Origin of the sequence: Burkholderia sp. 22088, assembly GCF_052045915.1 — a bacterium.
GTDB classification, from domain to species: domain Bacteria; phylum Pseudomonadota; class Gammaproteobacteria; order Burkholderiales; family Burkholderiaceae; genus Burkholderia; species Burkholderia cepacia.
In genome coordinates, this window is sequence record NZ_JBQEPY010000023.1 from 128,969 (window position 1) to 155,195 (window position 26,227).

25 protein-coding genes are annotated in these 26,227 nt (G+C 65.2%); 11 read left to right on the forward strand and 14 right to left on the reverse strand.

The annotated features are described in order from the left end of the window. Window positions 1-84 precede the first annotated feature (84 nt). Window positions 85-1,020 (forward strand): LysR family transcriptional regulator, encoded by a 936-nt coding sequence (locus tag ACTJLD_RS35350; RefSeq protein ID WP_440661044.1) that lies wholly within the window; start codon window positions 85-87, stop codon window positions 1,018-1,020. A gap of 94 nt (window positions 1,021-1,114) precedes the next feature. Here ACTJLD_RS35350 and ACTJLD_RS35355 read toward each other — a convergent pair whose 3' ends face one another. Then, on the reverse strand, window positions 1,115-2,755 hold the full coding sequence (locus ACTJLD_RS35355; protein WP_440661046.1) for an L-lactate permease: 1,641 nt from the start codon (window positions 2,753-2,755) through the stop codon (window positions 1,115-1,117). A gap of 419 nt (window positions 2,756-3,174) precedes the next feature. Between ACTJLD_RS35355 and ACTJLD_RS35360 the strand changes: the two genes are divergently transcribed. After that, window positions 3,175-3,486, forward strand: a complete 312-nt coding sequence (locus ACTJLD_RS35360) for a DUF4148 domain-containing protein (protein ID WP_124840999.1) — start codon at window positions 3,175-3,177, stop codon at window positions 3,484-3,486. Window positions 3,487-3,588: 102 nt separating this feature from the next. On the opposite strand, the gene gshA is transcribed toward ACTJLD_RS35360, so the two are convergent. The 3 genes from gshA to ada form a co-directional block, all read right to left on the reverse strand. Further along, window positions 3,589-5,202: a glutamate--cysteine ligase gene (gene gshA, locus ACTJLD_RS35365; RefSeq protein WP_226182618.1), complete on the reverse strand. Its 1,614-nt coding sequence runs from the start codon at window positions 5,200-5,202 to the stop codon at window positions 3,589-3,591. Window positions 5,203-5,679: 477 nt separating this feature from the next. After that, window positions 5,680-6,639, reverse strand: coding sequence for a DNA-3-methyladenine glycosylase family protein (locus ACTJLD_RS35370; protein ID WP_027788813.1), 960 nt, complete (start codon window positions 6,637-6,639; stop codon window positions 5,680-5,682). Next, complete coding sequence (gene ada, locus ACTJLD_RS35375; RefSeq protein WP_111942279.1) at window positions 6,636-7,727, reverse strand: bifunctional DNA-binding transcriptional regulator/O6-methylguanine-DNA methyltransferase Ada; 1,092 nt, start codon at window positions 7,725-7,727, stop codon at window positions 6,636-6,638. Before ada ends, ACTJLD_RS35370 begins: the two co-directional genes overlap by 4 nt. A 431-nt stretch (window positions 7,728-8,158) precedes the next feature. Between ada and ACTJLD_RS35380 the strand changes: the two genes are divergently transcribed. Next, on the forward strand, window positions 8,159-8,572 hold the full coding sequence (locus tag ACTJLD_RS35380) for a VOC family protein (protein WP_440661050.1): 414 nt from the start codon (window positions 8,159-8,161) through the stop codon (window positions 8,570-8,572). Window positions 8,573-8,593: 21 nt separating this feature from the next. On the opposite strand, the gene ACTJLD_RS35385 is transcribed toward ACTJLD_RS35380, so the two are convergent. From ACTJLD_RS35385 to speG, 3 genes are all read right to left on the reverse strand, one after another. Continuing rightward, the gene (locus tag ACTJLD_RS35385; protein WP_021157976.1) at window positions 8,594-9,148 is read right to left on the reverse strand and encodes a YaeQ family protein; all 555 of its coding nucleotides are present in this window, start codon (window positions 9,146-9,148) and stop codon (window positions 8,594-8,596) included. Window positions 9,149-9,337: 189 nt separating this feature from the next. Then, the gene (gene sap1 / locus ACTJLD_RS35390) at window positions 9,338-9,685 is read right to left on the reverse strand and encodes a surface attachment protein Sap1 (protein ID WP_027788811.1); all 348 of its coding nucleotides are present in this window, start codon (window positions 9,683-9,685) and stop codon (window positions 9,338-9,340) included. A gap of 487 nt (window positions 9,686-10,172) precedes the next feature. After that, window positions 10,173-10,730, reverse strand: coding sequence for a spermidine N1-acetyltransferase (speG, locus tag ACTJLD_RS35395; RefSeq protein ID WP_059700557.1), 558 nt, complete (start codon window positions 10,728-10,730; stop codon window positions 10,173-10,175). A 140-nt stretch (window positions 10,731-10,870) separates the two neighbouring features. Between speG and ACTJLD_RS35400 the strand changes: the two genes are divergently transcribed. The 4 genes from ACTJLD_RS35400 to ACTJLD_RS35415 all read left to right on the forward strand — a co-directional run bounded on the left by ACTJLD_RS35400 (window position 10,871) and on the right by ACTJLD_RS35415 (window position 13,178). Further along, entirely contained in the window at window positions 10,871-11,041 is a 171-nt protein-coding gene (locus tag ACTJLD_RS35400; RefSeq protein ID WP_006489933.1) for a hypothetical protein, read from the forward strand. Between the two features lie 147 nt (window positions 11,042-11,188). After that, a complete protein-coding gene (locus tag ACTJLD_RS35405) occupies window positions 11,189-11,437 on the forward strand; it encodes a DUF2795 domain-containing protein (protein WP_027788809.1) in 249 nt (82 codons plus the stop codon). A 109-nt stretch (window positions 11,438-11,546) separates the two neighbouring features. Then, window positions 11,547-12,905: a sensor domain-containing diguanylate cyclase gene (locus ACTJLD_RS35410; protein ID WP_059700515.1), complete on the forward strand. Its 1,359-nt coding sequence runs from the start codon at window positions 11,547-11,549 to the stop codon at window positions 12,903-12,905. A gap of 150 nt (window positions 12,906-13,055) precedes the next feature. After that, window positions 13,056-13,178, forward strand: a complete 123-nt coding sequence (locus ACTJLD_RS35415) for a hypothetical protein (protein ID WP_021157980.1) — start codon at window positions 13,056-13,058, stop codon at window positions 13,176-13,178. A gap of 43 nt (window positions 13,179-13,221) precedes the next feature. Here the strand turns inward: ACTJLD_RS35415 and ACTJLD_RS35420 are convergent, their stop codons facing one another. From ACTJLD_RS35420 to mnmE, 3 genes are all read right to left on the reverse strand, one after another. Next, complete coding sequence (locus tag ACTJLD_RS35420) at window positions 13,222-13,917, reverse strand: hypothetical protein (RefSeq protein WP_440661053.1); 696 nt, start codon at window positions 13,915-13,917, stop codon at window positions 13,222-13,224. A gap of 99 nt (window positions 13,918-14,016) precedes the next feature. Next, window positions 14,017-14,730 carry a hypothetical protein gene (locus ACTJLD_RS35425; RefSeq protein ID WP_440661055.1) on the reverse strand — a complete coding sequence of 238 codons (714 nt, stop codon included), beginning with the start codon at window positions 14,728-14,730 and terminating at the stop codon, window positions 14,017-14,019. Between the two features lie 171 nt (window positions 14,731-14,901). Further along, entirely contained in the window at window positions 14,902-16,296 is a 1,395-nt protein-coding gene (gene mnmE / locus ACTJLD_RS35430; RefSeq protein WP_440661057.1) for a tRNA uridine-5-carboxymethylaminomethyl(34) synthesis GTPase MnmE, read from the reverse strand. Between the two features lie 335 nt (window positions 16,297-16,631). Between mnmE and ACTJLD_RS35435 the strand changes: the two genes are divergently transcribed. Beyond that, complete coding sequence (locus ACTJLD_RS35435; protein WP_021157984.1) at window positions 16,632-17,063, forward strand: helix-turn-helix domain-containing protein; 432 nt, start codon at window positions 16,632-16,634, stop codon at window positions 17,061-17,063. Between the two features lie 101 nt (window positions 17,064-17,164). Here ACTJLD_RS35435 and yidC read toward each other — a convergent pair whose 3' ends face one another. The 4 genes from yidC to rpmH form a co-directional block, all read right to left on the reverse strand. Continuing rightward, window positions 17,165-18,829 (reverse strand): membrane protein insertase YidC, encoded by a 1,665-nt coding sequence (yidC, locus tag ACTJLD_RS35440; RefSeq protein WP_027788804.1) that lies wholly within the window; start codon window positions 18,827-18,829, stop codon window positions 17,165-17,167. Between the two features lie 8 nt (window positions 18,830-18,837). After that, window positions 18,838-19,104, reverse strand: a complete 267-nt coding sequence (yidD, locus tag ACTJLD_RS35445; protein ID WP_006750110.1) for a membrane protein insertion efficiency factor YidD — start codon at window positions 19,102-19,104, stop codon at window positions 18,838-18,840. A gap of 75 nt (window positions 19,105-19,179) precedes the next feature. Further along, window positions 19,180-19,641, reverse strand: coding sequence for a ribonuclease P protein component (rnpA, locus tag ACTJLD_RS35450; protein WP_021157986.1), 462 nt, complete (start codon window positions 19,639-19,641; stop codon window positions 19,180-19,182). Between the two features lie 15 nt (window positions 19,642-19,656). Then, window positions 19,657-19,791 (reverse strand): 50S ribosomal protein L34, encoded by a 135-nt coding sequence (rpmH, locus tag ACTJLD_RS35455; protein WP_004198824.1) that lies wholly within the window; start codon window positions 19,789-19,791, stop codon window positions 19,657-19,659. 421 nt (window positions 19,792-20,212) lie between these two features. Here rpmH and dnaA point away from each other — a divergent pair, with 421 nt between their 5' ends. From dnaA to gyrB, 3 genes are all read left to right on the forward strand, one after another. Further along, on the forward strand, window positions 20,213-21,796 hold the full coding sequence (gene dnaA / locus ACTJLD_RS35460; protein ID WP_059487903.1) for a chromosomal replication initiator protein DnaA: 1,584 nt from the start codon (window positions 20,213-20,215) through the stop codon (window positions 21,794-21,796). A 168-nt stretch (window positions 21,797-21,964) separates the two neighbouring features. Further along, a complete protein-coding gene (dnaN, locus tag ACTJLD_RS35465; protein WP_006756934.1) occupies window positions 21,965-23,071 on the forward strand; it encodes a DNA polymerase III subunit beta in 1,107 nt (368 codons plus the stop codon). A gap of 193 nt (window positions 23,072-23,264) precedes the next feature. Next, on the forward strand, window positions 23,265-25,739 hold the full coding sequence (gene gyrB, locus ACTJLD_RS35470) for a DNA topoisomerase (ATP-hydrolyzing) subunit B (protein WP_021163999.1): 2,475 nt from the start codon (window positions 23,265-23,267) through the stop codon (window positions 25,737-25,739). The last annotated feature ends 488 nt before the right edge of the window (window positions 25,740-26,227 follow it).

Here is a 26,227-nt window from a genome sequence, read left to right on the forward strand (position 1 = left end):
GAAGCGGCGCACGACGCGCCTTTCATGCGGCCGACACACGCATGCGCTACGCTGACGCGCGATGAAGAGGGGAGAAGCCGAGTCGTGTTCGATCAGCTGAAGGCGTTCCACGCGACCGTCCGGCAGGGCAGCATCACGCGCGCCGCGCGCCACCTGGGCGTGAGCCAGCCGACGATTGCCGCGCAGATCCGGCAGGTCGAGCAGCTGTACGGCGTCGAGCTGTTCTACCGCAGCGGCCGCAAGCTCGAGGTCACCGAGACGGGTATCGAGCTGCTGCCGCTCGTCGAGAAGATGATCGCGCTCGAGGCGCAGGCCGACATCATGCTGCGCAACGTCGGCGGCCTGTTCGAAGGTCATCTGCGGATCGGTGCGACGGGGCCGTACTACATCATGGACGCGGTCGGCCGCTTCTCGAACGCGCATCCGTCGATCGCGCTCACGTGCCGGATCGGCAACTCCGAGGAAATCCTGCAGGCGCTGCAGGAATTCCGCATCGATCTCGCGGTATCGTCGCAGCGCAACGACGCCGAAGGCCTCGAACGCAAGGTGATCTCGACCGACCCGCTCGTGCTCGTCGTGCATCGCACGCATCCGCTCGCGCGTTTCGACGCGATCGATCCGGCGCAGCTCGCCGACGTGCGGCTGCTGATTCGCGAGGAAGGCTCGGTGACGCGCCGCTGCACGGAGGCGATCCTCGCGGCGGCCGGTGTCGCGGCCGTATCGATGGCCGAGATCGGCAGCCGCGAAGCGATCCGCGAGGCGATCCTGCACGGCGTGGGCGGCAGCCTGTTTCCGCTCGGCGAGGCCGAGCGCCATCCCGACCTGAGCGTGATCGCGCTGCGCGGCGTGGACACGACGATCGACGAATACGTGTACTACCTGAAGGCGCGCCGCCAGAGCCCCGCGATCGACGCGTTTCTCGCGTGCATCCTGCCGGCCGACGGCAACACGGCCGCGGCGACCTCGGCAGCCGGGGCGGATGAAGCAGGACGAACGGCGCGGCGGGCGAACGCGCGCTGACGTGCCGCGCGTTCGCCGGTTCCGCACTTTGCCGGCGCTTTTCCCGCGCCTTCCCTCGTTTTCCTCGTGCCTTCCTTCTGTCGTTGCGCTCACCTCATTTCGGCAGTGCCGGAATCATCCACGTCAGCACGTGCTGCTGCAGGAACACCAGCACGCCGAGCAGCAGCGTGAGGATCACGCTGTGCCAGAAGGTGCGCGCAAACACGACACCTTCCTGCCCTTTCAGATCCGTCGTCGACACGCCCGTCGCGATGTTCTGCGGCGAGATCATCTTGCCCATCACGCCGCCCGACGAGTTGGTCGCGGCCATCAGCACCGGATCGAGGCCGAGCTGCCGCGCGGCCACGACCTGCAGGTTGCCGAACAGTGCGTTGCCCGACGTGTCGCTGCCGGACAGGAACACGGCGATCCAGCCGAGCGACGCGGACACCAGCGGGAACAGCGCCCCCGTCGACGCGACGCCGGTGCCGAGCGTATAGCTGATTCCCGAGTAGTTCAGCAGGTACGCGAGCCCGACGATCATCATCACCGTGACGATCGCGATCCATGTCTGCCGCCAGGTCTTGACCACGCATTCGAGGAACGCGCCGATACCGGTGCGCGTCAGCGCGGCCGTGATGATCGCCGAGAGCAGGATCGCGGTGCCGGTGCCGAGCGGCTGGAAGTCCCAGATCGCCGCATACGGCTTGTGGTACAGCGACACGAACACCGCGTTGTGCAGGCCCGGCCACTTGATCTTCACGTCGCCGATCGCCGCGACGTTCGCGTGCACCCACACGATCACGACCACCGACACGACGAGCCACGGCAGCCAGCCGCCGAAACCCGCTCGGGCGGCACCGGCTGTTGCAGGCACGCTGCGCGCGAGCGCGTATTGCGGATCCGGTTGCGGCTTCCACACCTGGAGGAAACCGATCGTGACGATCAGCGACGTGAGCGACGACAGCACGTCGGTGAGCTGGTAGCCGAGGAAGTTCGACGTGACGAACTGCGCGATCGCGAAACTGCCGCCCGACACGAGCAGCGCGGGCCACAGCTTCGCGATCGAGCGCAGCCCGCCGTACGCGCCGACCACGTAGAACGGCAACAGCAGCGCGAAGAACGGCAACTGGCGGCCGACCATCTGCGCGAGTGTCGCGGGCGGCAGCGACGTCACCGCGCCGAGCACGGTGATCGGCACGCCGAGCGCGCCGAACGCAACCGGCGCCGTGTTGAACAGCAGCGTATAGGTGAGCGCTTCGAGCGCGGGGAAGCCGAGCGCGATCAGGAGTGCGCTCGTGATCGCGACCGGCGTGCCGAATCCCGAGATCCCTTCGAGCAGGCAGCCGAACGAGAACGCGACGACGAGCAGCACGAGGCGCCGATCGTCGGGCAGGTTGTCGAGCATCCACTGCCGGAACTGGTCGAAGCGGCCCGACTTCACTGCGATGTTGTACAGCAGCAGCGCGTTGAAGACGATCCACATCACCGGCACGACCGCGAGCGCCATGCCCGCGCCGACCGCGTTGAACGCGAGCCCGGCCGGCATCCCCCATGCGCCGATCGCGACCGCGAGGCCGGCGACCAGCCCGGCGAGCGACGCCTGCCACGCGGGGCGGCGCAGCACGCCGAGCGCGATCAGCGCGACGGCGATCGGAATCGCGGCGACGAGGAAGGACAGCAGCAGCGAGTTGGCGACCGGCGTCAACGGCTGCGCGAAGACAATGCCGGGCGGCAGGGCGTCGGTGGGATTCATCGCGTCTCCAAAGTCGACCCGGGGCTGGCGCGGCGGCGCCCCCGGATTCGGTGCAAAGCGGTCCTTCCGCAATCGCGACGACGTTCAGGCGCTTGTGCACGCAACGACGTCGCACGGCCAACCGACCGGTCGCTTAAAAGAGGTTAGGAGGCGCGGGGCGCTTGTACAAGGAGGACAAGCCCGATGCGTGCCGACCCGATACGGGCCCGCCGCCGCAGGCTGACAGGCAGCAGGCGGGCCGCTGTCGCGTTCGACAGGATGCCCGTCATGCGCGGCTCACCCGCGCAATGTTGCACATGCGGCAAAGGTGCCTGACGGCGGGCGGGATGTTTCGTCTGGCGTCCGGAGCCTAGACTGGCTGCATCGATTCCGCCCGCGCCGGCCACGGCACGGCACCGGAACCTCACGGAGTGAACACGATGAAGACGATGAAACAAGCCGTATGCGCATGCGTGCTGATCGGCGCGGCCTTCGCCGCGCACGCGCAGGCCGCGTCGACGCTGACGCGCGCCGAGGTCCGCCAGGAACTCGTGGAGCTGCAGGCCGCCGGCTACCGGACGAGCCTGGCAAGCAGTCCCGACTTTCCGGAAAAGATGCAGGCGATCATGCACCGTGCCGCGCAGGCACGCGGCGGGGACACCGGCTACGGCAGCGACGGCAGGGCAAACGTGGAATCGGGCAAGCCGACGCTGCCGCACGCGATCGATCGCGGCACGTACGCACACCACTGACGGTGGATCGACCCGGATCGGGGGCGCCACGGCGCACACCGACCGGCGACGGAGGACGCATCGCGCACTGCGCCGACCGACGCGGTGCGCGTGCGCCAGGCATCACACGCTGAAGCGGTTCAGCGTATATGCGCGATAGGCCGCGACGAATGCGTCGAACGATCCGGCCTCCTTCGCTTCGAGCTCGGCCTGCTCGGCGAGCGACTTCGCGGCGAGCGCCTGCTCGGTGCGCAGCGTCTCCGCCGACGGCGGGTGCGCGCGGAAATGCGCGGCATGCGCTTCGCTCTGTGCCAGCGCGAACCCGAGGAACGACTGCCCGTGCTCGCGCATCGTGCGCAGCACGCGTGCGGACGGCGTGCGCTCCGGATCGGCGAGCTTCTCGCGCTGCGCGGCGATCGCGCGCGCATGTTCGTCGCCGCCGCGGATTTCGTCGAGACGGCGGCCGACGGTTTCGATATCGGTCATCAGCTCGTCCGCCCACGCCTGCAGCGTGATCGGCGTGCCGTCGCGCTGCAGCGTGAGCCCGGGCTTGCGCCCTTCCATCGTCACGCTGCCGAAGTTCGCGTTCGCCTCCTGGTACGCGGGGCAATCGAGCACCGGGCTCTCGTCGAGCGCGCACGCGAGCAGGAAGGCGTCGATGAAGCGCGCGGTTTCCAGTGCGATGCCGGTCGGCTCGAACGGATCGATGTCGAGACAGCGCACCTCGATGTACTGCACGCCGCGCGATGCAAGCGCATGCAGCGGACGCTCGCCCGAATACGTGACGCGCTTCGGCCGGATCGTCGAATAGAACTCGTTTTCGATCTGCAGCACGTTCGTGTTGATCTGGATCCACTCGCCGTCGCGATGCGTGCCGATGGCCTCGTACGCCGGATACGGCTCGCTCACGGCCTTCGACAGCGCGTCGAGATAACCGGGCAGCGTGTTGTAGTCGACGTGCAGCGCGGCCTGGGCAGTCGTGTTCGAGTAGCCGAGATCGCTCATCCGCAGGCTCGTCGCATACGGCAGGTACAGCGTATCGGCGTCGAACGTGTCGAGCCTGTGCGGCTTGCCGCGCAGGAACTTCGTGTCGAGCGCGGGCGATGCGCCGAACAGGTACATCAGCAGCCAGCTGCGGCGACGGAAGTTGCGGATCTGTGCGAGATAGCGCTCCGACTGGTAATCGACGAGCGTGGCCGTCGACCCTTCTTCCGCATGCAGGCGCCGCCACACTTCCTCGTGCAGCGAGTAGTTGTAGTGGATGCCGGCGATGCACTGCATCGTGCGGCCGTAGCGATACGCGAGGCCGCGCCGGTACACCGTCTTCAGGCGGCCGATGTTCGACGTGCCGTAGTCGGCGATCGGGATCTGGTCGTCGGCCGGCAGCAGGCCCGGCATCGAGTCGTTCCACAGCATCTCGTCGCCGAGCGACGCATAGACGTAGCGATGCAGATCGTCGAGGCGTTCGAGCGTGATCGCGGCGTCGCGCTCCGCGGGCGTGATCAGCTCGATCAGCGCTTCGGAATAGTCGGTCGTCAGTGCCGGATGCGTGAGCGCCGAACCGAGCGCGCGCGGATGCGGCGTGAACGCGATCATGCCGTCGCGCGTCACGCGCAGGCTTTCCTTCTCGATGCCGCGCAGGCCGTCGGGCAGATGCTGCCGCGTCGGGCCCGAGCTCAGTGCTTCGAGGCGATTCAGCAGCAGTTCGGACTGGCGGTGAGTCATGGTGTTCGACATGGAGACGCAAGTGCGTGACGGCCGCGCGCAGAACGCCGCGCGCGGCCGGCTGGATTGTTGGTCGCTTCGTTGGTAGCGGGCACTTTAACATCTCGCCGAAACCCGCGCTTGAGGTGGCGCCGGGCATGGTGCGCGGGCCGGAGCGGACCGCCGGACGGGCCGGCCGCGGCGATTGCCGCATCTCCCGACGGTTCCAGGCGGCGACGACGTGCACGCCGGTTGAGCGCATTCGTCCGACGGAACGTGACGCGCGAACGGGTGACGGCAGGTGCAACCGTGCCGCCGAATCGGCCGCGGAGAGAGGCGAAAGTGTGCGTCGTGCGCCCTGCATCGGGCGCACGACGGATTCGAGAAATGGCCGTGATGGCCGAAGTCCGGCGGGTCGCCCACGAACACCGGCACGGCCCGCGCGACGGGTTGCATCGCGGCTTCGCCGGGTCGCACCCGGCCGCGAAACTCAGTGATCGGCAGTTGCCCTCACCCGCCGCGCGCGCCGCCCGCCCGGTCGGCCACTTCGTTCCACAAATGCAGCGCCGCGTACGCGCGCCACGGTCGCCAGCCTTCGGTGCGGCGCTTCTGGGTCGCGAGCCGGTCGAGCGCCGGATCGCGCGCGGCGATCGACTGCATCAGCACGAGATCGGAGGCCGGCCAGGCATCCGGATCGCGCCACGCGCGCATCGCGATGTATTCGACGGTCCACGGGCCGATGCCGGGCAGATCGAGCCACGCGCCGCGCAGCGTCGCGAGATCGGCGTGCTCGCGATCGACCGGCACGTCGCCGGCCGCCACCGCGCGCGCCGTGCCCGTCAGTGCCGCCACCCGCTTGCCGGGCATCCCGATCTTGTCGAGATCACAGGCGGCCAGCGCCTCCGGCGTCGGAAAACGCCATGCGGGCGCACCGTCGTCTTCATGAACCACGCGCTCGCCGGCCCGCTCGACAAGCCGGCCGACGATCGTCGTCGCGGCCTTCACACTCACCTGCTGGCCGACGATCGCGCGCACGGCCAGCTCGAACCCCGACCATGCACCCGGCACGCGCAGCCCCGGTGCGGCCTCGACGAGCGGCGCGAACCACGGATCGCGCGCCAGCCCGCTGCCGATGGCGGCCGGATCGGCGCCGAGGTCGAACATCGTCGCGACGCGCGCGGCGAACGCGTCGTCGACATGACGCGCGACCGCGCCTTCGACCGTCGCGACCAGGCAATGCTTGCGCGGATGTTTCGCGACCGTGAGCCGGCCGGCGTCGCCGTGCAGGTCGACGATGCGGCGATACACGCCGTCCGCCACCTGCTCGACGCCCGGAATCGCACGCCCGCTGAAGAAGCGCAGGACGCGCGCCCAGTCGTAAGGCGCATTGAAGCGCAGTTCCATTTGCGCGGACGGCGGCACACGGCCGCCGTTCACGATGGACGTAATCGTCGTTCTTGCGATGCTCAAACTGCGCTGCCCTCCGCGACGGATTCGGTTTCATCGTCGTGCACGTGACGCGCCTCGGCGGCAAGCAGCGTCGCCTTGCGGCGCACGCCCCAACGATACCCGGACAGCGCGCCGCCCTTTTGTACGACGCGGTGACACGGAATCGCGAGCGCGACCGGGTTCGACGCGCACGCGGACGCGACGGCGCGCACCGCACGCGGCGCGCCCAGCGCCTCGGCGATCTCCGAGTAGCTGCGCGTTTCGCCGTACGGAATATGCGTCAGCGCTTCCCACACGCGCTGCTGGAAGGCGGTCGGCGCGATGTCGAGCGGCAGGTCGAACGCGTGCCGCGTGCCGTCCAGGTACGCGCGGATCTGCGCGACGAACGGCGCGAGCCGTGCCGACGCTTCGACCAGCTCGGCGCGCGCGAACGCGTCCTTCAGCTCGCCGACGAGCGCGGCCGGTTCGTCGCCGAACGCGATCCGGCAGATGCCCTGCCCGGTCGCCGCGACGAGCACCGTGCCGAGCGACGTCGAGGCGGTCGCAAAGTCGATTCGCAAGCCGGCGCCCTGGCGGCGGAACGCCGACGGCGCCATCCCGAGCTCGCGCGGTACCGACGCATAGAGTCGCGACGGCGAGTTGAAACCCGCGTCGACGGCCGCCTGCGTGACCGGCTGCCCGCTTTGCAGCGCCTGCCGCAGCGCGGCGCCGCGCTGCGCGGCCTGGTACTGCCGCGGCGACACGCCGACCACGCGCTTGAAAAGCCGCTGAAGATGAAACGGGCTCACGTGCACGGCATCGCTCAGCTGCTGCAGCGTGAGCCGCTCGGCATGCGCGTCGAGCACCGCGCACGCGCGGTTGACGATCTCGAGCTCACGCGGCAGCCCTTCCGGCTGGCAGCGCTTGCAAGGCCGGAAGCCGGCCGCGCGCGCGGCGGCCGGATCGGCGAAGAAGGACACATTTTCGCGACGCGGCAGCCGCGACGCACAGGTCGGACGGCAGAACACGCCGGTCGTGCTCACGGCGTAGAAGAACGCGCCATCCGCATGCGGATCGCGCTCGGTCACGGCGCCCCAGCGGGCATCATCGGTCGGATAGGCGGCTTTCATCTGAACCTCGCACTCTCTAGTGTAGATGGTGCCTACTCTAGACATCGGCACGTGCCGTCGCGCCCTGAATCTTGCTCTGTGATTCGCCCCGGATAATCAGGGGCGCATCACCCGAAAATAAGTCCGGCGAAACGCGCGCGCCGGCTGCTGCTGCACAGTTTTCGTCATCGTCCCGTCACCCTTTTGCTGCACTGCGGATGCGACAAATCGCCGTCCTGACGTTTTTTTGCATTCGGAATATTGCGTCGCACCATCGCCGTGTGTATAGTTGGAACTGTCTCCTCCATGTCTCCTCCTGATATGGATTAAGCCCGTTCCGCTCCGCGTGAACGGGCTTTTTTTCGTCCGTCGATTGTGCCGCGTTCCGGCAGGCGGCGCAGGCACGATGCGTCTACACTCGATGCTCGTCGACTGCGAAGGAGCGCCTGTCCATGAAACCCACCATCCGCGCGATCGATCACCTCGTGCTGCGCGTGACCGACATGGCCGCGATGACGCGCTTTTACTGCGACGCCGTCGGCTGCCATGTGGAAAAGGAACAGCCCGACCTGGGCCTCGTGCAACTACGTGCCGGTGATGCACTGATCGACCTGCTGTCGGTCGGCGGCCCGATCGACCGCCCTGACAGCGGCCCGCCCGGCACGGGGCGCAATCTCGATCACCTGTGCCTGCGCGTCGAGCCGTTCGATCCCGACGCATTGACCGCCCATTTCGCCGCGCATGGCGCACGGCCGGGCGCGCCTGCGGAACGCTACGGCGCCGGCGGCTACGGGCCGTCGATCTACCTGTTCGACCCGGAAGGCAACATGCTCGAATTCAAGGGGCCGCCGGCCGCGATCGGCTGAACGCGGCCGGCGCGCGGGCCGTCATGCATCCGCGCGCGCCTTCAGCACCGTCCATTCGACCGCGACCGGATCGTGGTCGGCGCTCGAGATCCACGCGGTGCCGTCCTGCACCGTGCACTGCAGGCGCATTGAGCGCTCCGCGAGCCGCCCGAGCGCGGCCGCGACGCCGTCGGCCAGCGACAGCACCTGCACGTTGCGCAGCCGCTCGACCTTGCTGCGCACGCCCTGCCACCAGATATCCGACGTCTTGCCGCCATACGCGATCACGGTGACCTGCCCGGCGCGGCCGGCCGCCTTCGAGATGCGCCGCTCGTCGGGCTGGCCGGCTTCGATCCAGACGTCGATCGCGCCCGTCAGGTCCTTCTGCCACAGATCGGGCTCGTCGACGTCCGACAGCCCCTTGCAGAATTCGAGCCGCTCGTGCGCGAACAGCGCGAACGCGACGATGCGCACCATCATCCGGTCGTCGGTTTCCGACGGATGGCGCGCCACCGTCAGCGCGTGATCGGCGTAGTAATGCCGATCCATGTCGGCGATTTGCAGTTCGGCTTTGTAGATCGTGGATTTCAGCGCCATGCGGATGCGGCCCGGGCGGGCATTCGGTTCGGTCGGGCCGTGATGATACCGAATGCGCGCCGTCCGGCGCGTGTCATGCGCCACCCACAGCGCAACGGCCCGGCATGTGCTGGGCCGTGTTCGGTTCGCGCCGCCGGCTCATCGGGCAGGCGCGCTCGCGCGTCGTGCGACTGCGCGGTGAATGAGCGGTTACTGCTTGACGAAGCGCGAATCGGTCCAGAGACCCTGCTGGTCGCTGTTGTCGGCGCTGACGAACTGCACGTCGCCCTGGTCGACCGACACGACGCGGAAACGCTGGCCTTCCGGTACCGACAGGCAACGGTAGTCGTCGAAGTATTGCTGCTTCGCCTGCGACTTGCCGTCACGTTCGTGACTCAGTACGGAATCCAGATTGTCTTTCGACAGGCAGCCCCATGCGTTCTTCGTCAACTGGATTTCCTGCGTCGGCTTGACGGCCGAATCGCCGCCCGCCTGGGCAATCGACACCGCGCAAAATGCGCCGACGAGGGCAAAAAGGATACCGGTACGCTTCATCATGTTCTGTCTCCAGGCTTGCGGGCACCAGGCTTGGGTTAGCTATGTGTTTAAAGGTGATCGTGAACCCGCGTTTTTCACTTTAGAAGACCGGCAAGCGATAGCAAGCACATTTGTTGTGCGACCGCAATAGCGGCGGATTGTCGCACCCCGTGCGCAGCCTGTTTTTCGCGCGGCACGCGCGGCGGGCAACACCCGTTGCGTGGCGGACAGGCCTGTCACGCCGGGCGGAAAGCGTTATCCGGCATGGCTTTCATCCAAGTTACACTGCGGCGATTGAACGGTTTGGATAATCCATTTCGTCATCCGGATCATTTTGATGCGCCGCACATAAAGTCATTCGAAACGAATCGACTTTACCGCAGCGCGGAATCGCAAATACCTGATACAAGAAAAATGCCAGGTATAAGCGAATCCGTATTTATCCGTAGTTCCCCGAATGTATTCGGTGCCCGCGAACACCCGCTGCAAGCGCCTTTCGCCAGCGCGTTTACCCTGCCTTGTTCGGACTGGATTGCTGGTGTTCGAAATAATCGCGTTGAAAGATGCACATGCGATATGCGTTGTGATACGCGCCGTTTCCGAAAAATTCTTCCTTCAATTCGGCCTCGTGCTGGAATCCGCATTTTTCGTACACATGAATCGCCGCCGCATTCGACGTATCGACGATCAGGTACAGCTTGCGCATGTTCAGCACCTTGAACGCGTACTCGATCGCGAGGCGCGTCGCCTGGCCCGCGTAACCGCGCCCCTGGCATTGCGGCGCGATGATGATCTGGAACTCGCCGCGGCGATGGATGTAGTCGAGCTCGATCAGTTCGACGAGGCCGACCAGTTCGCCCTGCGCGTCGACCGCGACGAAACGGCGCTCGCGCTGGTCGTGCACGTGGCGGTCGTACAGTTGTGACAGTTCCGAGAAGGTTTCGTACGGCTCCTCGAACCAGTAGCGCATGATCTTCGCGTCGTTGTTCAGTTCGTGGACGAAGCGCAGGTCCTGGCGCTCCAGCGGCCGCAGCGCGAGCGTGTTGGTATCGTTCTGGAGTTGCATGTTCATGTCCTTTTTGATGCCGGCGCATGTACGGGCAAGGCCGCTTCCGCGGCCTGTTCCGCACTGTAAGAAGTTGAACGCGGGCGAAGTTCAGAGCCTAGAATGGGAGCAAGGGTTCCTGCCACCGCAAGGAGGCTATCGTGATCGAGCAAGTGATACTCGGAATTTTCCTCGTGCTGCCGCTCGTGATCGTGGCGGCGCTGTTTTCCGACGAACTGTGGCAGGAACATCGGCGCCAGCATCCGCGCGACGAAAACGCGCCGCACATCGACTGGAAGCATCCGTGGCGCCGCGTGCGACGCGGGCATTGAGTCGACTGGCGTTCATCCGCGTGGCGCGCCGGCCTGGCCGCCCTGGCGTGTGAACGCATGACGCGCCCCGGTACGCATCCGGTTACACGCCCGAATTCCGCCTCGATCCGATTCCCGCTCAACCCGCTCACTCAGCGAGACGCCGCCGTGAACGACCAGCCCGCCCAGCCTCCGCACGACATTCCCAACGAAACGATCGACCTGCAGATCGCCGACGTGCTGGCGGCCGTCCGCTATCCGGCCAACAAGGATGCGATCGTCGATGCCGCGCGCGACGCGGGCGCCAGCAACGAAGTGCTGTCGATGCTCGACGGCCTGCCCGAACAGGACTACGCGGACGTCGACGCCGTCACGCACTGGGTTGCCGGCAACTTCGGTCCCGGCCTCGGGGTTTGAGCGCAAAACCATAACGCGATAGGATCAGGCCGCACCGGTCGCGCAGCGGCCGGCTGCCTGTCGCCCGGCGCAAGACCGGGCGTTTCCGCGTACGTGCCCGGGGAACTCCATGGAAGGCATCCTGATCCAGCACACGACACGCCGTCAGCTCTGGTTCGGCACACTGACGGCGCTCGTCATCGTGCTCGCGCTCGGGATCGCCGCACCGCACGCGAACGTCGCGCTGCCGGCCGTCGAGCCGTTCATGCCGATGTGCGCGCTCACCGTGTTCACCACCGCGAGCATCGCGGCGTTCTTTCTCGGCGCGCAGTTCACCGTGACCCGCCAGCCGGTGCTCGGCGCACTCGGCGGCGCCTACGCGTTCACCGCGCTCGCCGTCGCGCTGCAGCTGCTCACCTTTCCCGGCGTATTCGCGCCGCACGGGCTGTTCGGTGCGCAACCGCAAAGCGCCGCGTGGATGTGGATCTTCTGGCATGCCGGCTTCCCGAGTTTCGTGATGGTCGCGCTGCTCGCGCGCGCGCGGCTGGCGCGCGCACCGGTCGGCGCACGGCAGACACGGTGGTGGACGCTCGCACTGATCGGCGGGCCGGCTGTCGTCGCGGGATTGCTGTGCCTGTTCGCGCTGAACGTGTCGCTGCCGCCCGCGTTTCATCCGCCGGGCGACGCGGCCGTGCTGCCCGTCAACGCCGTCGCGCTGGTCGTGTGGCTGCTCAATGCGCTGGCGCTCGTTGCCGTGCTGGCCACCGGCCGGCTGCGCACGACCCTCGACCTGTGGCTCGCGATCGCCGTGCTCGCATGCCTCACCGACACCACGCTGAACCTGATGAGCACCAATCGATTCACGGTCGGCTGGTATCTCGCGCGCGTGTTCAGCATGTTCACGCCGGGCGTGCTCGTGTGCGTGCTCGCATGGGAAGTGACGATGCTGTATCAGCGGCTGTTCGAGGCGCACGCGACGCTGATCCGTTCGTCCGCGCGCGACGGCCTGACGGGCGCATTCAACCGCATGCACTTCAACGATCACTTCCACACGCTGTTCCTGCAGTCGCGACGGCAAGGCGAACCGCTGTCGCTGCTGATGGTCGACGTCGACCACTTCAAGGCATACAACGACGCGTTCGGTCACGTGAAGGGCGACGCATGCCTGATTGCCGTCGCGAACGCGTTGGCCGGCGCGGTGAGGCGGCCCGCGGACATGGTCGCGCGTTACGGCGGCGAGGAGTTCGCGATCGTGCTGCCGAACACGGGCGCGCGCGGCGCGCGAGTGGTCGCCGAGGAAGCCCGCGAGGCGGTACTTCGGCTCGATCTCGCGATGCCGACATCACCCGCCGGACGCGTGAGCGTGAGCGTCGGCTGCGCGACCGTGGCGGCCGACGATCTCTCGACACCCGATGCGTTGATCGAAGCCGCCGATGCCGCGCTTTATCGTGCGAAGGATACGGGGCGAAACAGGGTCGTCACTGCCTGAAAACGTCTGCTGTTTGGGGATTTGTTACGGTCATTGTGACCGGAATAATCCGCCGTTACGGATTGCGGAGCCGGGAAACGATCGCTTACAGCCGGTGTTGCGGGCGCTCGCTATGCTGGGTTTCATATTGAACCCGAGCAGGTGAACCCGATGAAGAAGACCCTTTTGCTGATTGCCGGCGTCGCCGTGTTGTTGAGCGGCTGTATCGTGGTGCCTGACGGCGGCGGGTATTACGGTGGTGGCGGGTATTACCATCACCGGCATTGGGATTGACGTGGATGACGGTCCGGCTGCTTCGATCCGGGCCTTCGCGCCATCAAGCCGGCGCGGTCAACTCGGCATGCATCAGAAATACCTGTAGCGCAGCGAGCGTTTCGTAGTGAAGACGCTCGAGGCGCGCATCCTTCTCCGCGTCTTCGATCAGATTGCGTTCGGCATCGAACCGATAAGGCTCCCCCAGCAGTTCGGCCATGTCGATCTGGAAGTACGTGCATTCCCCATAGGGCCGCTTGCCGTCGATGTAGGGCAGCGGCCAGAAGTCATCGCGCTTCAGCACCGCTTCGATTGAGTAATCGTCGAGCGCTCTCCAGACGGTCCCTTGCAGTATCGCGAGATGCTCGGCGCGAAATTCGAAACGCCCCGATGCGTCAACGCCGCTTTCCGGAAAATCGAACGCCTCGCGCAGTTCGGCCGGGATCACGTATTGCCCCGGTGACAACGTGCCCGCGACCGTGACGAATTCGGGCACGACGTGGCCGAGTTCTGCCAGCGTGCGAATGGCCAGCACGTCGTCACCGGTTTCGAGGATCGCCTTGGCGAGATCGATCGTCGTGCCGTTTCCCCTCAGTGGCGGCTCGGGAACAATGCCCGGCGCACCGGATTCGATCGGAAGCCACATGACCTGAAGCCGCCTCATCAGCGCGACATGACGCGGCGTCAGGTCGGGATATGGCGCATCGTCGGCAAAGACGGCGCGAAGAATGGCGTGACGTTCGATCAAATGGTCAGGCATCGGAGCACTCGGTGTGGCGCGCGGCAAACATCGGCAGCGCGACGGGATTCACCTTCGGCAGAGGTTTGAGACTGACGTCGCCGTATCCGAAACGCGAACTCAGGTCGTGCCCGCAGCCGTCATCGGCGGCGGATACGCGGAAGGCGACAGGTTTCGAATGACCATGCGGTCAAGTTCGGCTTGTGCCTGCGCAATTTTCTCGTCGGCCGCGACGATTTTCCGCCGATGGCGATAACGCGCCACGAGTACCGAACCGATTATCACGAAACCGAAGACGACGTTCCCGACGGCCGGCGTATGGTCGGCAAACTCGCCGGCCAGGGTACCCAGGATCGCGCCGCCCATCGCACCGAATATGGCCGCGAATATGCCATCGACGATCCAGCTCTTCGAAGGATATTTGAGCCGCGCAACGTTGATTGCGACAACGGCATCGACCATGCCGTCCACCTTGCCCTGTACGGCATCGAGTTGTGCCTCGATGTCATCCGTCAGGTTCCGGGCGAGCGCCTTGTCCGGTTTGGCAAGCACTCCGGCATTGGCATAGGTCAGCAGAATGCCGTCCAGCTCTTTCCACGCGGCTTCCAGATCGGACGGCACCCGGCTTTCTTCCCGCAGATGGCGCCAGCCGGTATCCACATCGTTGAGGTCGACGTATGTGCCGTGCGATGCACAGCATTTGAATACCGCAAATGCCCGACGCAGCTCGAGCTCCGTGGTGAAGTTGTCGTTCGCTCGCGACCGTTGGCTTTTCGCCATGTCGGCCGTCGAGTTGCCGGTTGATTCGCTGCGTTTTCCGAATCCGAATCCCATGCGTGCCCTCTCTTTGTTTTTTGGACCGGGGGGCGTTGTGTCGAAATGTCCCGGCCGGCCGATTTTACGGCAGGCCGCGTGACGTGCACGGGGGATCGATCGTGATCAGGGTGGCCGATCAACAGCGAATGACGAGCCGTAAAGCGCTTTCGAACGTCGAATCCGCGTGCATCACTTCCCGATACAAAACCTGCTGAAAATCACCCCCAACAGATCATCCGAAGTGAACTCCCCGGTAATCGAATTGAGTTGCTCCTGCGCGAGCCGCAGCTCCTCGGCAAACAGATCGAGCGACTGAGCGCGTTGCTCCGCATGATCCGCCGCCTGCGCGAGATGCTCCTGCGCGGCCCGCAGCGCGATCAGATGCCGCTCCCGCGCGAGATACACGCCTTCCGCCCCCGCCTGCCACCCGGCGATCCGCAGCAGCTCCGCGCGCAGCATGTCGATCCCGTCGCCGAGCTTCGCCGACAGATGCACCTCGGTGAGGTCGCCTTCCGCCGCCGGATGCTCGACGCACGCCGCCACGCCGGTCAGATCCGTCTTGTTCAGCACACGCACCACCGGCACGCCGCCCGGAAACCGCGCGGCGATCGTCTCGTCATCCGCCGTCATCCCGGTGCGCGAATCCAGCAGATGCAGCACGACGTCCGCCCGCTCGATCTCGCTCCACGTGCGCGCAATGCCGATCCGCTCGACCTCGTCCTCCGTCTCGCGCAACCCGGCCGTATCGATGATGTGCAGCGGAATCCCTTCGACCTGGATCGTCTGCGCGACCTTGTCGCGCGTCGTGCCCGCGATCGGCGTGACGATCGCCAGCTCCGCGCCGGCCAGCGCGTTCAGCAGCGACGACTTGCCGACGTTCGGCTGCCCCGCGAGCACGACCGACAATCCTTCGCGCAACAGCGCGCCTTGCCGCGCATCACCCAGCACGTGCGCGAGCTGCGCGCGAATCTTCGCGAGCTTGCCGCGCGCATCGGCCGCTTCCAGGAAATCGATCTCCTCTTCCGGAAAATCGAGCGTCGCCTCGACCAGCATCCGCAGCGTGATCACGTCGTCGACGAGCGCATGGATCTGCCGCGAGAACGCGCCGTCGAGCGAGCGCCCGGCCGAACGCGCCGCCGCTTCGGTGCTCGCCTCGATCAGGTCGGCGACGGCCTCGGCCTGCGCGAGATCGAGCTTGTCGTTCAGAAACGCGCGTCGCGTGAATTCGCCGGGCTCCGCGAGCCGCAGACCGAAACCGCGCCCCGCATCCAGGCAGCGCTGCAGCAGCAGCTGCATCACGATCGGCCCGCCGTGCCCCTGCAGCTCGAGCACGTGCTCGCCGGTGTACGAATGCGGCGCCGGGAAATACAGCGCGATCCCGCGGTCGAGCGGCGCGCCGTTCTCGTCGAGGAACGGCACGTAGCTCGCATGGCGCGGCGCGAGCTTCTGCCCGCACAACGCGTCGATCAGCGGCAATGCGGCCGCCTCGCCGCCGCGCCCGAACGAGACGCGGACGACCCCGATGCCACCCCGGCCGGCAGCAGTGGCAATGGCGACGATCGGATCGGAATCGGTAGCGAGCATGGAATCGGTTGAATCGGGTGATCAGTGAATATGGTGCGCCCGCGCAACAGTTCGGGCATCGGAACGCCGGCATTGTAGCGTGCCGGCTCACACGCCATCGATCGCCGCGCTGGATTCGGACGCGCCCGAATTTATCCCGCCGGGGATAAGCCAAGTATCAGTCCAGCGCAATGTCACAGCCGCCGTTTCGGACGAGTATGCCTGCTGGAGCGGCCCAACACTGTGACCCTCAATTTTGCATCCCACTCCGATCGAGATCGGGATTCGTCTGAACGAGATACGTTTAGCCCAAATGGTTGTCTGAAACGTGGTGGTGGAATTGCACAATCTCCCCCATGCCGACATCCGAAGAAAAAGCCGCGTTCTCGGAACGCCTGAAATTCGCCCTGCGGCGCAGCCCGGAGAAGATCACCGGTGCGACCGAACTGGCGAACCGATTCAATCTGCGTCACCGCGGAGCGCAACCCGTTTCGCCGCAAACCGCGCATAAGTGGCTGACGGGTCGCACGATTCCGACGTCGGACAAACTCGCCACGCTCGCCGAATGGCTGCGCGTCGAACTCCACTGGTTGCATTACGGCCCGTCGCCGAGCGTGATCGAACATCCGACGCCGCAACCGCTGCCGCGCGACGAGCGCTATCCGCCGACGCCCGAGACGATCGAACTCGCGTCGAAGATTGAAGCGCTGTCGCCGCATCATCGCTACCTCGTGCAGGAACTGGTCGAGCAGTTCTACGGCGACTCGGGCGAATCGAAGAAAGGCTGAATCCGCACCGGAACCGCAAAAGCAAAAAGCCGCATGGCGCGAACCATGCGGCTTTTTTGCGTGCATCGCGGGCGGCTCGCCGCCCGCGTATGCAACGGGCGTCAGGCCGGTTTCTTCTTGGCCCCGCCGAGCTTGCGCGTGATGTAGTACTGCTGTGCGATCGACAGCACGTTGTTCACGACGTAGTACAGCACGAGGCCGGCCGGGAAGAAGAAGAACATCACCGAGAACGCGATCGGCATGAACTTCATCATCTTCGCCTGGACCGGGTCCGGCGGGGTCGGGTTCAGGCTCGTCTGCACGTACATCGACACGGCCATCAGCACCGGCAGGATGAAGAACGGATCGCGCTGCGACAGGTCGTGAATCCACAGAACCCACGGCGCGCCGCGCATTTCGACCGAGGCGAGCAGCACCCAGTACAGCGAGATGAACACCGGGATCTGGATCACGACCGGCAGGCAGCCGCCGAACGGATTGACCTTCTCGGTCTTGTACAGCTCCATCAGCGCGGCGTTCATCTTCTGCGGATCGCTCTTGAAGCGTTCGCGCAGCGCCTGCATGCGCGGCGTGATTTCCTTCATGCGCGCCATCGACTTGTAGCTCGCAGCCGACAGCGGGAAGAACACGGCCTTGATCAGGATCGTGAGCAGCACGATCGACCAGCCCCAGTTGCCGATGTAGCCGTGGATCTTCTCGAGCAGCCAGAACAGCGGCTTCGCGATGATCGTCACCCAGCCGTAGTCCTTCACGAGTTCCAGGCCCGGCGCGATGCCTTCGAGCATGCGCTCCTCTTCCGGACCGGCGAACAGGCGTGCCTGCACGTCGGCCGACTGGCCCGGCGCGATCGCGGCGACCGGCTGCTTCACGCCGACGCGGTACAGCGTCGGATCGATCTTTTCAGCGTAGATGTCGCGCTTCACGCCCTGCTGCGGAATCCAGGCCGACGCGAAGTAGTGCTGCACCATCGCGACCCAGCCGTTGTCGGCGGAGGTCACGTAGTCGGCCTTGTTCTTGTCGAGGTCGCTGAAGTTGATCTTCTGGAAGTGCTTCGCGTCCGTGTAGACCGCCGGCCCGAGGAACGTATGCGAGAACATCGGCGTTTCGACGGCCGTGTTGTCGCGCACCAGTTCCATGTAGACCGTCGGCGTGACAGGTGCCGTGCCGACGTTGTCGATCTTGGTGTCGACGCCGATCACGTAGCTGCCGCGCGTGAACGTGTAGGTCTTCACGACCTTCACGCCGCCCTTCACCGGCGATTCGAACGACAGCTTCAGCGCGTTCTGGTCACCCGTCAGCGACGTCGAGCCGGGGTTCAGCTGCGTGTAGACGTCGTTGTGGTTCGGGAAATCGCCGCCGAGCAGGCCCGAGCGTGCGAGATACGTATGGCCGGCCGTGTGGTCGAACAGCGTGATGTACAGGTCGGGCTGCTTGCCGTCGCCCTGCTTCTTCAGCGTCAGCTTCGCGAGCGTGCCGCCGCGCGTGTCGATTTCGCCGTCGTACACGTCGGTCGAGAACTTCACGAGCTGCGCCTGGGCGGCCGGAGCAGTGGTCGACGGGGCGGCGCCGGCTGCGGCGGCAGGCACTTCACCTGCGGTCGTCGTCGCGCCCGTGCCCGATGCACCGCCGGCAGCGGCCGCGGGGGCCGTCTGCGTGGCGCTCGGGAAGAACATCGACGGGCGTCCATGGGACCGCTGCCAGTTGTCGTACAGCATGACAGCTGACATGAAGAAGATCACCCATAGGACGGTGCGTTTGATATCCATGCGTTGTCTCAGAGTCGATGGGACCGCGCGTCGGCTTCGCCGCGAGCGCGAGTGTCGGAGTTGGGCGGCGGGACGAGGTCGATGCCGCCCGCGGAAAACGGATGGCATCGGCACACGCGCCTGACGGCGAGATACGTGCCGCGCGCGGCGCCATGATACTGGATTGCCTCGCGCGCGTAATCCGAACAGGAAGGATAAAAACGGCAACGGTTGCCGAGCATCGGGCTCACGGCAACCTTGTAGAAGCGCAGCAAGGCGATCAATACCGTTTCCATACCTTGGGCGGCGCCGTACGACGCCGCGTCAAAACCGGCCGGGCAAGCGCGAACGCCGCACCGGGCACGGATGCGTCACTCGGACGCGGGCTTCGACGCACGGCGGGCGATTTCCCGGACTGCCCTGTCGAGCAGCTCGCGGATCTCGGCCGCGCACATCGCCGCGAGCGGGGCTGAAGCCGCGCTCGGCAGCGCTTTCTTGTCGAAGCGCGTGTGCTGCCGCAGCAGCAGGTCGTAACCGGCGAACTCGGCCCGGCGCAAGCGAAACGCATCGCGCGCCAGCCGCTTCACGAGGTTACGTGTTACCGCACGCGGCGCATACTTCTTGCCGACGACGAGCCCCAGACGCGCGGGCTGCCCGGTCGGCTTGCCGTAAATCACGAAGTGCGCGGAGCGCCGCCAGGGGCGCAAACGAAAAACGGATGAAAATTCATCCGTTTTCAGAAGTCGCGCAGCTTTCGGGAAGGCGGCTTTCGTCTGCGACGGATTCGCACCCGGCTCGACGGCACCTTCCGCAGGACTGCGGACGGCGGACACAGCGCGCAACCTGCCTTAGATGGCGAGGCGCTTGCGGCCCTTCGCGCGGCGAGCGTTGATGACCTTGCGGCCACCTGCCGTCTTCATGCGGACACGGAAGCCATGGGTGCGCTTGCGGCGCGTCACGGACGGTTGGTAAGTACGTTTCATGATGTTCTCACTTGTTCGAGAATGTCGAAATTCAGGGGACCGCGTGCCCTTAACCGTAGGCATTCGGGCGAACGCAATCGCCGGGAATACAGGATTGGTTTTCGCGGAACCCGCTATTTAAACCGTTTTTCTCTTGACGGTCAATACTTTAGGAGTCGCTCGCCTGTGCCGGCCCGCGCCGATCCGGCCCCGCGACCCACAATCCCGGCCTGTGGATAACTCGCGCTGTGGTCGCGTTTGGCGGTAGAATCTCGCCTTATCTCCAAGAATCCCGCACGCCGCCTCGGCCCGCGCCTGCCCCTCCAGCACTGTGACGCAGGCGTCCGAGGCACGCTCGCACGACCGCTTCGGGCCTTGTTGCGCAACCGCGACAAGGGCGCCGGCGAGCCGCGCTGTGCACGCAAAAAACGACAGTTACTTGATGAACGATTTCTGGCAACACTGTTCCGCACTGCTGGAGCGCGAGCTGACGCCCCAGCAGTACGTGACGTGGATCAAACCCTTGGCCCCGGTGGCCTTCGATGCGTCGGCGAACACGCTGTCCATCGCCGCGCCGAACCGCTTCAAGCTGGACTGGGTCAAGAGCCAGTTTTCGGGACGGATCTCCGATCTGGCCCGCGAATTCTGGAACACGCCGATCGAAGTCCAGTTCGTCCTCGATCCCAAGGCAGGCATGCGCAGCGCCGCGGCCGGCGCCGCATCGGGCGCAGCCGCCCCGCGCGCGCCGCTAGCACCGAGCGGCCCGGCCGCAACGGTGGCCGCGATCGCCGCCAACCTGGCCGCGAACGCCGGCGCTGCGCCCACCGCGCCGGCCGACGTGCCGATGACGCCGTCGGCGGCCGCCGCGCACCACCTGAACGCCGACGACGCCGACATCGACCTGCCGAGCCTGCCCGCGCACGAAGCGGCCGCCGGCCGCCGCACGTGGCGCCCGGGGCCGGGTGCCGCACCCGCGAACGGCGGCGAAGCCGATTCGATGTACGAGCGTTCGAAGCTGAACCCCGTGCTCACGTTCGACAACTTCGTGACCGGTAAGGCGAACCAGCTCGCGCGCGCCGCCGCGATCCAGGTCGCGGACAACCCGGGCATCTCGTACAACCCGCTATTCCTGTACGGCGGCGTCGGCCTCGGCAAGACCCACCTGATCCACGCGATCGGCAACCAGCTGCTGCTCGACAAGGCCGGCGCGCGGATCCGCTACATCCATGCGGAACAGTACGTGTCCGACGTGGTGAAGGCGTACCAGCGCAAGGCGTTCGACGACTTCAAGCGCTACTACCACTCGCTCGACCTGCTGCTGATCGACGATATTCAATTCTTCTCCGGCAAATCGCGCACGCAAGAGGAATTCTTCTACGCGTTCGAGGCGCTGGTCGCGAACAAGGCGCAGGTGATCATCACCAGCGACACGTATCCGAAGGAAATCTCGGGCATCGACGATCGCCTGATCTCGCGCTTCGACTCCGGCCTCACCGTCGCGATCGAGCCGCCCGAGCTGGAAATGCGCGTCGCGATCCTGATGCGCAAGGCGCAGTCGGAAGGCGTGAATCTCTCGGAAGACGTCGCGTTCTTCGTCGCGAAGCACCTGCGCTCGAACGTGCGCGAACTCGAAGGCGCGCTGCGCAAGATCCTCGCGTATTCGAAGTTCCACGGCCGCGAGATTTCGATCGAGCTGACCAAGGAAGCGCTGAAGGACCTGCTGACCGTGCAGAACCGGCAGATTTCGGTCGAGAACATCCAGAAGACCGTCGCCGACTTCTACAACATCAAGGTCGCGGATATGTATTCGAAGAAGCGCCCCGCGAACATCGCGCGGCCGCGGCAGATTGCGATGTATCTCGCGAAGGAACTCACGCAGAAGAGCCTGCCGGAAATCGGCGAGCTGTTCGGCGGGCGCGATCACACCACCGTGCTGCACGCGGTGCGCAAGATCGCCGACGAGCGCAGCAAGGACGCGCAGCTCAACCACGAGCTGCACGTGCTGGAACAAACGCTGAAGGGCTGAGCGCGCGGCGCGCTTGATAATTCGGCCTCCGCCCCAATTTAAGGGGGGCGGTTCGGTTTTGAGGCACAATACTGGTTTGACCGCCCCGGTGGTGGCGGGCCAAGAGCCCGGCCGGCGGGGCGCTGCGAGGCTGCTGCGCTGCAGGCCGTTACTCAACGAAGGAACTCTATGCAACTGGTCAAGACCGAACGAGACACCCTCCTCAGGCCGCTGCAAACGGTCAGCGGCATCGTCGAACGCCGCCATACGTTGCCGATCCTCGCCAACCTGCTGATCACCAAGAACGGCCCGGACGTTTCATTCCTGTCGACCGACCTGGAGCTGCAGATCACCACGCGCGCCGATTTCGGCGTCGGCGGCGACCAGGTCGCGACCACCGTCGCCGCCCGCAAGCTGCTCGACATCCTGCGCGCGATGCCTGACGGCCAGGTCACGCTGTCGCTCGCCGACAAGCGCCTCACCGTTCAATCGGGCAAGAGCCGTTTCGCACTCCAGACGCTGGCGGCCGACGAGTTCCCGACCGTCGCGCAGGCGAAGGATTTCGGCGCCACGCTGACCGTCCCGCAGAAGTCGTTCCGCCAGTTGCTCGGCATGGTGCACTTCGCGATGGCGCAGCAGGACATCCGCTACTACCTGAACGGCATGCTGCTCGTCGTCGACGGCGACCAGCTGATGGCCGTGGCCACCGACGGCCACCGCCTCGCGTTCTCGTCGATGAAGCTCGAAGGCGGCACGTTCGGCCGCCAGGAAGTCATCGTGCCGCGCAAGACGATTCTCGAGCTGCAGCGCCTGCTCGAAGACATCGACGACACCGTCACCATCGACATCGCGCAAACCCAGGCCAAGTTCACGTTCGGCCAGGTCGAGCTCGTGTCGAAACTCGTCGAGGGCAAGTTCCCCGACTTCCAGCGCGTGATCCCGAAGGCGCACAAGAACACGTTCGAGATCGGCCGTGAAGAACTGCAGCGTTCGCTGCAGCGCGCGGCGATCCTGACCTCGGACAAGTTCAAGGGCGTGCGCTGCATCATCGCGCCGGGCCAGCTGAAGATCATGTCGACCAACGCCGATCAGGAAGAGGCGCAGGAAGAACTCGAAATCGCCTACCAGGGCGATACCGTCGACATCGGCTTCAACGTCACGTATCTGCTCGACGTGCTCGCGAACCTGAAGGTCGACACCGTACAGGTGAGCCTCGGCGACGCCAGCTCGAGCGCGCTGATTACCGTGCCCGAGAACGACGAGTTCAAGTATGTCGTGATGCCGATGCGCATCTGACGCGCACGACATCAAGACACACACCAGGGGGCGGCAAGCCCCTTTGGCGTTTTTATGGCGAACCGACAACCCGTCCTTTCGGTGCCTGACCGGCACCGTGGATGGGCCAGGAAACTGGAGCGGCCCGGCGATTTCCTTCGCTGAAACGCACCGCGCCGCCACTAGAGTGGCCTCGCAGAACCGGAAGATATCCATGAGTGAACAGCACAATTCGCAACCCGATAACAGCAGCTACGGCGCCTCGTCGATCCAGATCCTCGAAGGTCTGGAAGCGGTGCGCAAGCGCCCCGGGATGTACATCGGCGACACGTCGGACGGCACCGGTCTGCACCACCTCGTGTTCGAGGTGCTCGACAATTCGATCGACGAAGCGTTGGCCGGGTACTGCAACGACATCCACGTGACGATTCACGCCGACAACTCGATTTCCGTGACCGACAACGGCCGCGGGATCCCGACCGACGTGAAGATGAACGACAAGCACGAGCCGAAGCGCAGTGCTGCTGAAATCGTGATGACCGAGCTGCACGCCGGCGGCAAGTTCGACCAGAACAGCTACAAGGTGTCCGGCGGCCTGCACGGCGTGGGCGTGTCGTGCGTGAACGCGCTGTCGAGCTGGCTGCGCCTCACCGTGCGCCGCGACGGCAAGAAGCGGTTCATGGAGTTCCACCGCGGCGTCGCGCAGGATCGCGTGCTCGAGGTGGTGGACGGCGTGGAAGTGTCGCCGATGCTCGTGACCGGCGACACCGAGAACCGCGGCACCGAAGTGCACTTCATGGCCGATCCGACCATTTTCGGCACGGTCGAGTATCACTACGACATCCTCGCGAAGCGGATGCGTGAACTCTCGTTCCTGAACAACGGCGTGCGGATTCGTTTGACCGACCTGCGTTCGGGCAAGGAAGACGATTTCGCGTTCGCCGGCGGTGTGAAGGGCTTCGTCGAGTACATCAACAAGACGAAGACCAACCTGCACCCGACGGTGTTCTTCGCCAACGGCGAGAAGGACGGCGTGGGCGTCGAAGTTGCGATGCAGTGGAACGACAGCTACAACGAAAACGTGCTGTGCTTCACGAACAACATTCCGCAACGCGACGGCGGCACGCACCTGACCGGCCTGCGGGCCGCGATGACGCGCGTCATCAACAAGTACATCACCGACAACGAAATCGCGAAGAAGGCGAAGGTCGAGACGACCGGCGACGACATGCGCGAAGGGTTGTCGTGCGTGCTGTCGGTGAAGGTGCCGGAGCCGAAGTTCAGCTCGCAGACGAAGGACAAGCTGGTTTCTTCCGAGGTTCGCGCGCCGGTTGAGGAAGTTGTGGCGAAGGCACTGGAAGAGTTCCTGCTGGAAACGCCGATCGACGCGAAGATCATTTGCGGGAAGATTGTTGAAGCTGCTCGGGCGCGGGATGCTGCTCGGAAGGCTCGTGAAATGACGCGCCGCAAAGGCGTGCTCGACGGCGTTGGTCTGCCGGGCAAGCTCGCGGACTGCCAGGAGAAAGACCCGGCGAAGTGCGAAATCTACATCGTCGAGGGTGACTCGGCAGGTGGGTCAGCCAAGCAAGGGCGTGATCGCAAGTTCCAGGCGATCCTGCCGCTGCGCGGCAAGGTGCTGAACGTCGAGAAGGCGCGTTACGACAAGCTGCTGTCGTCGGAGCAGATCGTCACGCTCGTGACCGCGCTTGGGTGCGGGATCGGCAAGGAAGACTACAACCTCGACAAGCTGCGATATCACCGCATCATCATCATGACCGACGCGGACGTCGACGGTGCGCACATCCGGACGCTGCTGCTCACGTTCCTGTATCGCCAGATGCCGGACATGATCGAGCGCGGGTACGTGTATATCGCGCAGCCGCCGCTTTACAAGATCAAGGCGGGCAAGGACGAGCGGTATCTGAAGGATGACGTGGAGCTCAACGCGCATATGCTGCGATTGGCGCTGCAAGGGTCGGAGCTGGTGCCGGGTGAGAATGCGGCGGCGATTTCGGGTGATGCGCTTGGGGAGCTGGCACGGTCGTATCTGCTGTCGCAGAGCGTGATCGAGCGGTTGAGCCGGTTGTATGACCCGGCGGCGCTGGAAGCCGTTATGGATGGGGTGGTGATCGATCTCTCCAATGAGGCTTCGACCGAGGCTTCGGCTAAGGCGCTGCACGCTGCGTTGCATGATGAAGCGCTGAAGAATGAAGTGCGGGTTGTGCCTTCGTATGACGCGGTTCGCGAACAGCGAGCGCTGCATGTCGAGCGAACGCATCACGGCAATGTGCGGGTTTCGGTCATCGACCAGGAATTCCAGCACACGGCGGATTATCAGCAGCTCGTGACCACCGCGAATACGTTCAAGGGGCTTATTGGGGAAGGTGCGGTTATCAAGCGCGGTGAGCGCAGCATGGCTGTCGCGGACTTCAAGAGCGCGATGAAGTGGCTGCTGGCAGATGCTGAACGCAACGTCTCGAAACAACGCTATAAGGGGCTCGGCGAGATGAACCCCGAGCAGCTGTGGGAAACGACCATGGATCCGGCAGTGCGGCGTCTGCTGCGTGTGCAGATCGAAGACGCGATTGCGGCGGATGGGATCTTTACTACCCTCATGGGGGATGACGTCGAGCCGCGGCGGGCGTTTATCGAGTCGAATGCGCTGCGGGCGGGGAATATTGACGTCTAATACTGCCTGTAGATAGCCACATAAGCCGAGAAAAACGGACCCGTAAGTTGAAAAACTTATGGGTCTTTTTTGTTGTTGATAGCACGGACTCATCGGCGAGTCGCCGACGCATCCCATCTCTCGTGCGCCGACCGCCTTCCAGCAGGCTTTCCGTTGCGCTCTCGGCGCTTACGTCGTTTCACTCGTCTCTGGTGTCACCTTCATTGCTCGCTTGCAAAGAAAGGATCTCAATAGGGGATGAGCCGTCCACCTTCGCTGCGTCGCCTCCGACGCCCGCTACGTGAAGATTGTTCCCATTTCAGGATCGCGACGTCGGTTGACAGCCGAAGGCATTTCGGCGCAGTTTTGAGGGAATCTGGTCACGGCTCAAGTCTAACCAGATATTTATGCCTTCACATCAGGGGAAATATCCCGGCCACTTGCCGATCTGGAAGTTCGCCGGGCTCGCCCAAATGCGTGGCATTACCAAATCTGACGTAAGTCCATTG

Bases quoted from the DNA above. Each gene is read 5' to 3' on its own strand.
- ACTJLD_RS35355 (WP_440661046.1), bottom strand. From the start codon at position 2,755: ATGAATCCCACCGACGCCCTGCCGCCCGGCATTGTCTTCGCGCAGCCG.
- ACTJLD_RS35360 (WP_124840999.1), top strand. From the start codon at position 3,175: ATGAAGACGATGAAACAAGCCGTATGCGCATGCGTGCTGATCGGCGCG.
- gshA (WP_226182618.1), bottom strand. From the start codon at position 5,202: ATGTCGAACACCATGACTCACCGCCAGTCCGAACTGCTGCTGAATCGC.
- ada (WP_111942279.1), bottom strand. From the start codon at position 7,727: ATGAAAGCCGCCTATCCGACCGATGATGCCCGCTGGGGCGCCGTGACC.
- ACTJLD_RS35380 (WP_440661050.1), top strand. From the start codon at position 8,159: ATGAAACCCACCATCCGCGCGATCGATCACCTCGTGCTGCGCGTGACC.
- ACTJLD_RS35385 (WP_021157976.1), bottom strand. From the start codon at position 9,148: ATGGCGCTGAAATCCACGATCTACAAAGCCGAACTGCAAATCGCCGAC.
- sap1 (WP_027788811.1), bottom strand. From the start codon at position 9,685: ATGATGAAGCGTACCGGTATCCTTTTTGCCCTCGTCGGCGCATTTTGC.
- speG (WP_059700557.1), bottom strand. From the start codon at position 10,730: ATGCAACTCCAGAACGATACCAACACGCTCGCGCTGCGGCCGCTGGAG.
- ACTJLD_RS35410 (WP_059700515.1), top strand. From the start codon at position 11,547: ATGGAAGGCATCCTGATCCAGCACACGACACGCCGTCAGCTCTGGTTC.
- ACTJLD_RS35415 (WP_021157980.1), top strand. From the start codon at position 13,056: ATGAAGAAGACCCTTTTGCTGATTGCCGGCGTCGCCGTGTTGTTGAGC.
- ACTJLD_RS35420 (WP_440661053.1), bottom strand. From the start codon at position 13,917: ATGCCTGACCATTTGATCGAACGTCACGCCATTCTTCGCGCCGTCTTT.
- ACTJLD_RS35425 (WP_440661055.1), bottom strand. From the start codon at position 14,730: ATGGGATTCGGATTCGGAAAACGCAGCGAATCAACCGGCAACTCGACG.
- mnmE (WP_440661057.1), bottom strand. From the start codon at position 16,296: ATGCTCGCTACCGATTCCGATCCGATCGTCGCCATTGCCACTGCTGCC.
- ACTJLD_RS35435 (WP_021157984.1), top strand. From the start codon at position 16,632: ATGCCGACATCCGAAGAAAAAGCCGCGTTCTCGGAACGCCTGAAATTC.
- yidC (WP_027788804.1), bottom strand. From the start codon at position 18,829: ATGGATATCAAACGCACCGTCCTATGGGTGATCTTCTTCATGTCAGCT.
- yidD (WP_006750110.1), bottom strand. From the start codon at position 19,104: ATGGAAACGGTATTGATCGCCTTGCTGCGCTTCTACAAGGTTGCCGTG.
- rpmH (WP_004198824.1), bottom strand. From the start codon at position 19,791: ATGAAACGTACTTACCAACCGTCCGTGACGCGCCGCAAGCGCACCCAT.
- dnaA (WP_059487903.1), top strand. From the start codon at position 20,213: ATGAACGATTTCTGGCAACACTGTTCCGCACTGCTGGAGCGCGAGCTG.
- dnaN (WP_006756934.1), top strand. From the start codon at position 21,965: ATGCAACTGGTCAAGACCGAACGAGACACCCTCCTCAGGCCGCTGCAA.
- gyrB (WP_021163999.1), top strand. From the start codon at position 23,265: ATGAGTGAACAGCACAATTCGCAACCCGATAACAGCAGCTACGGCGCC.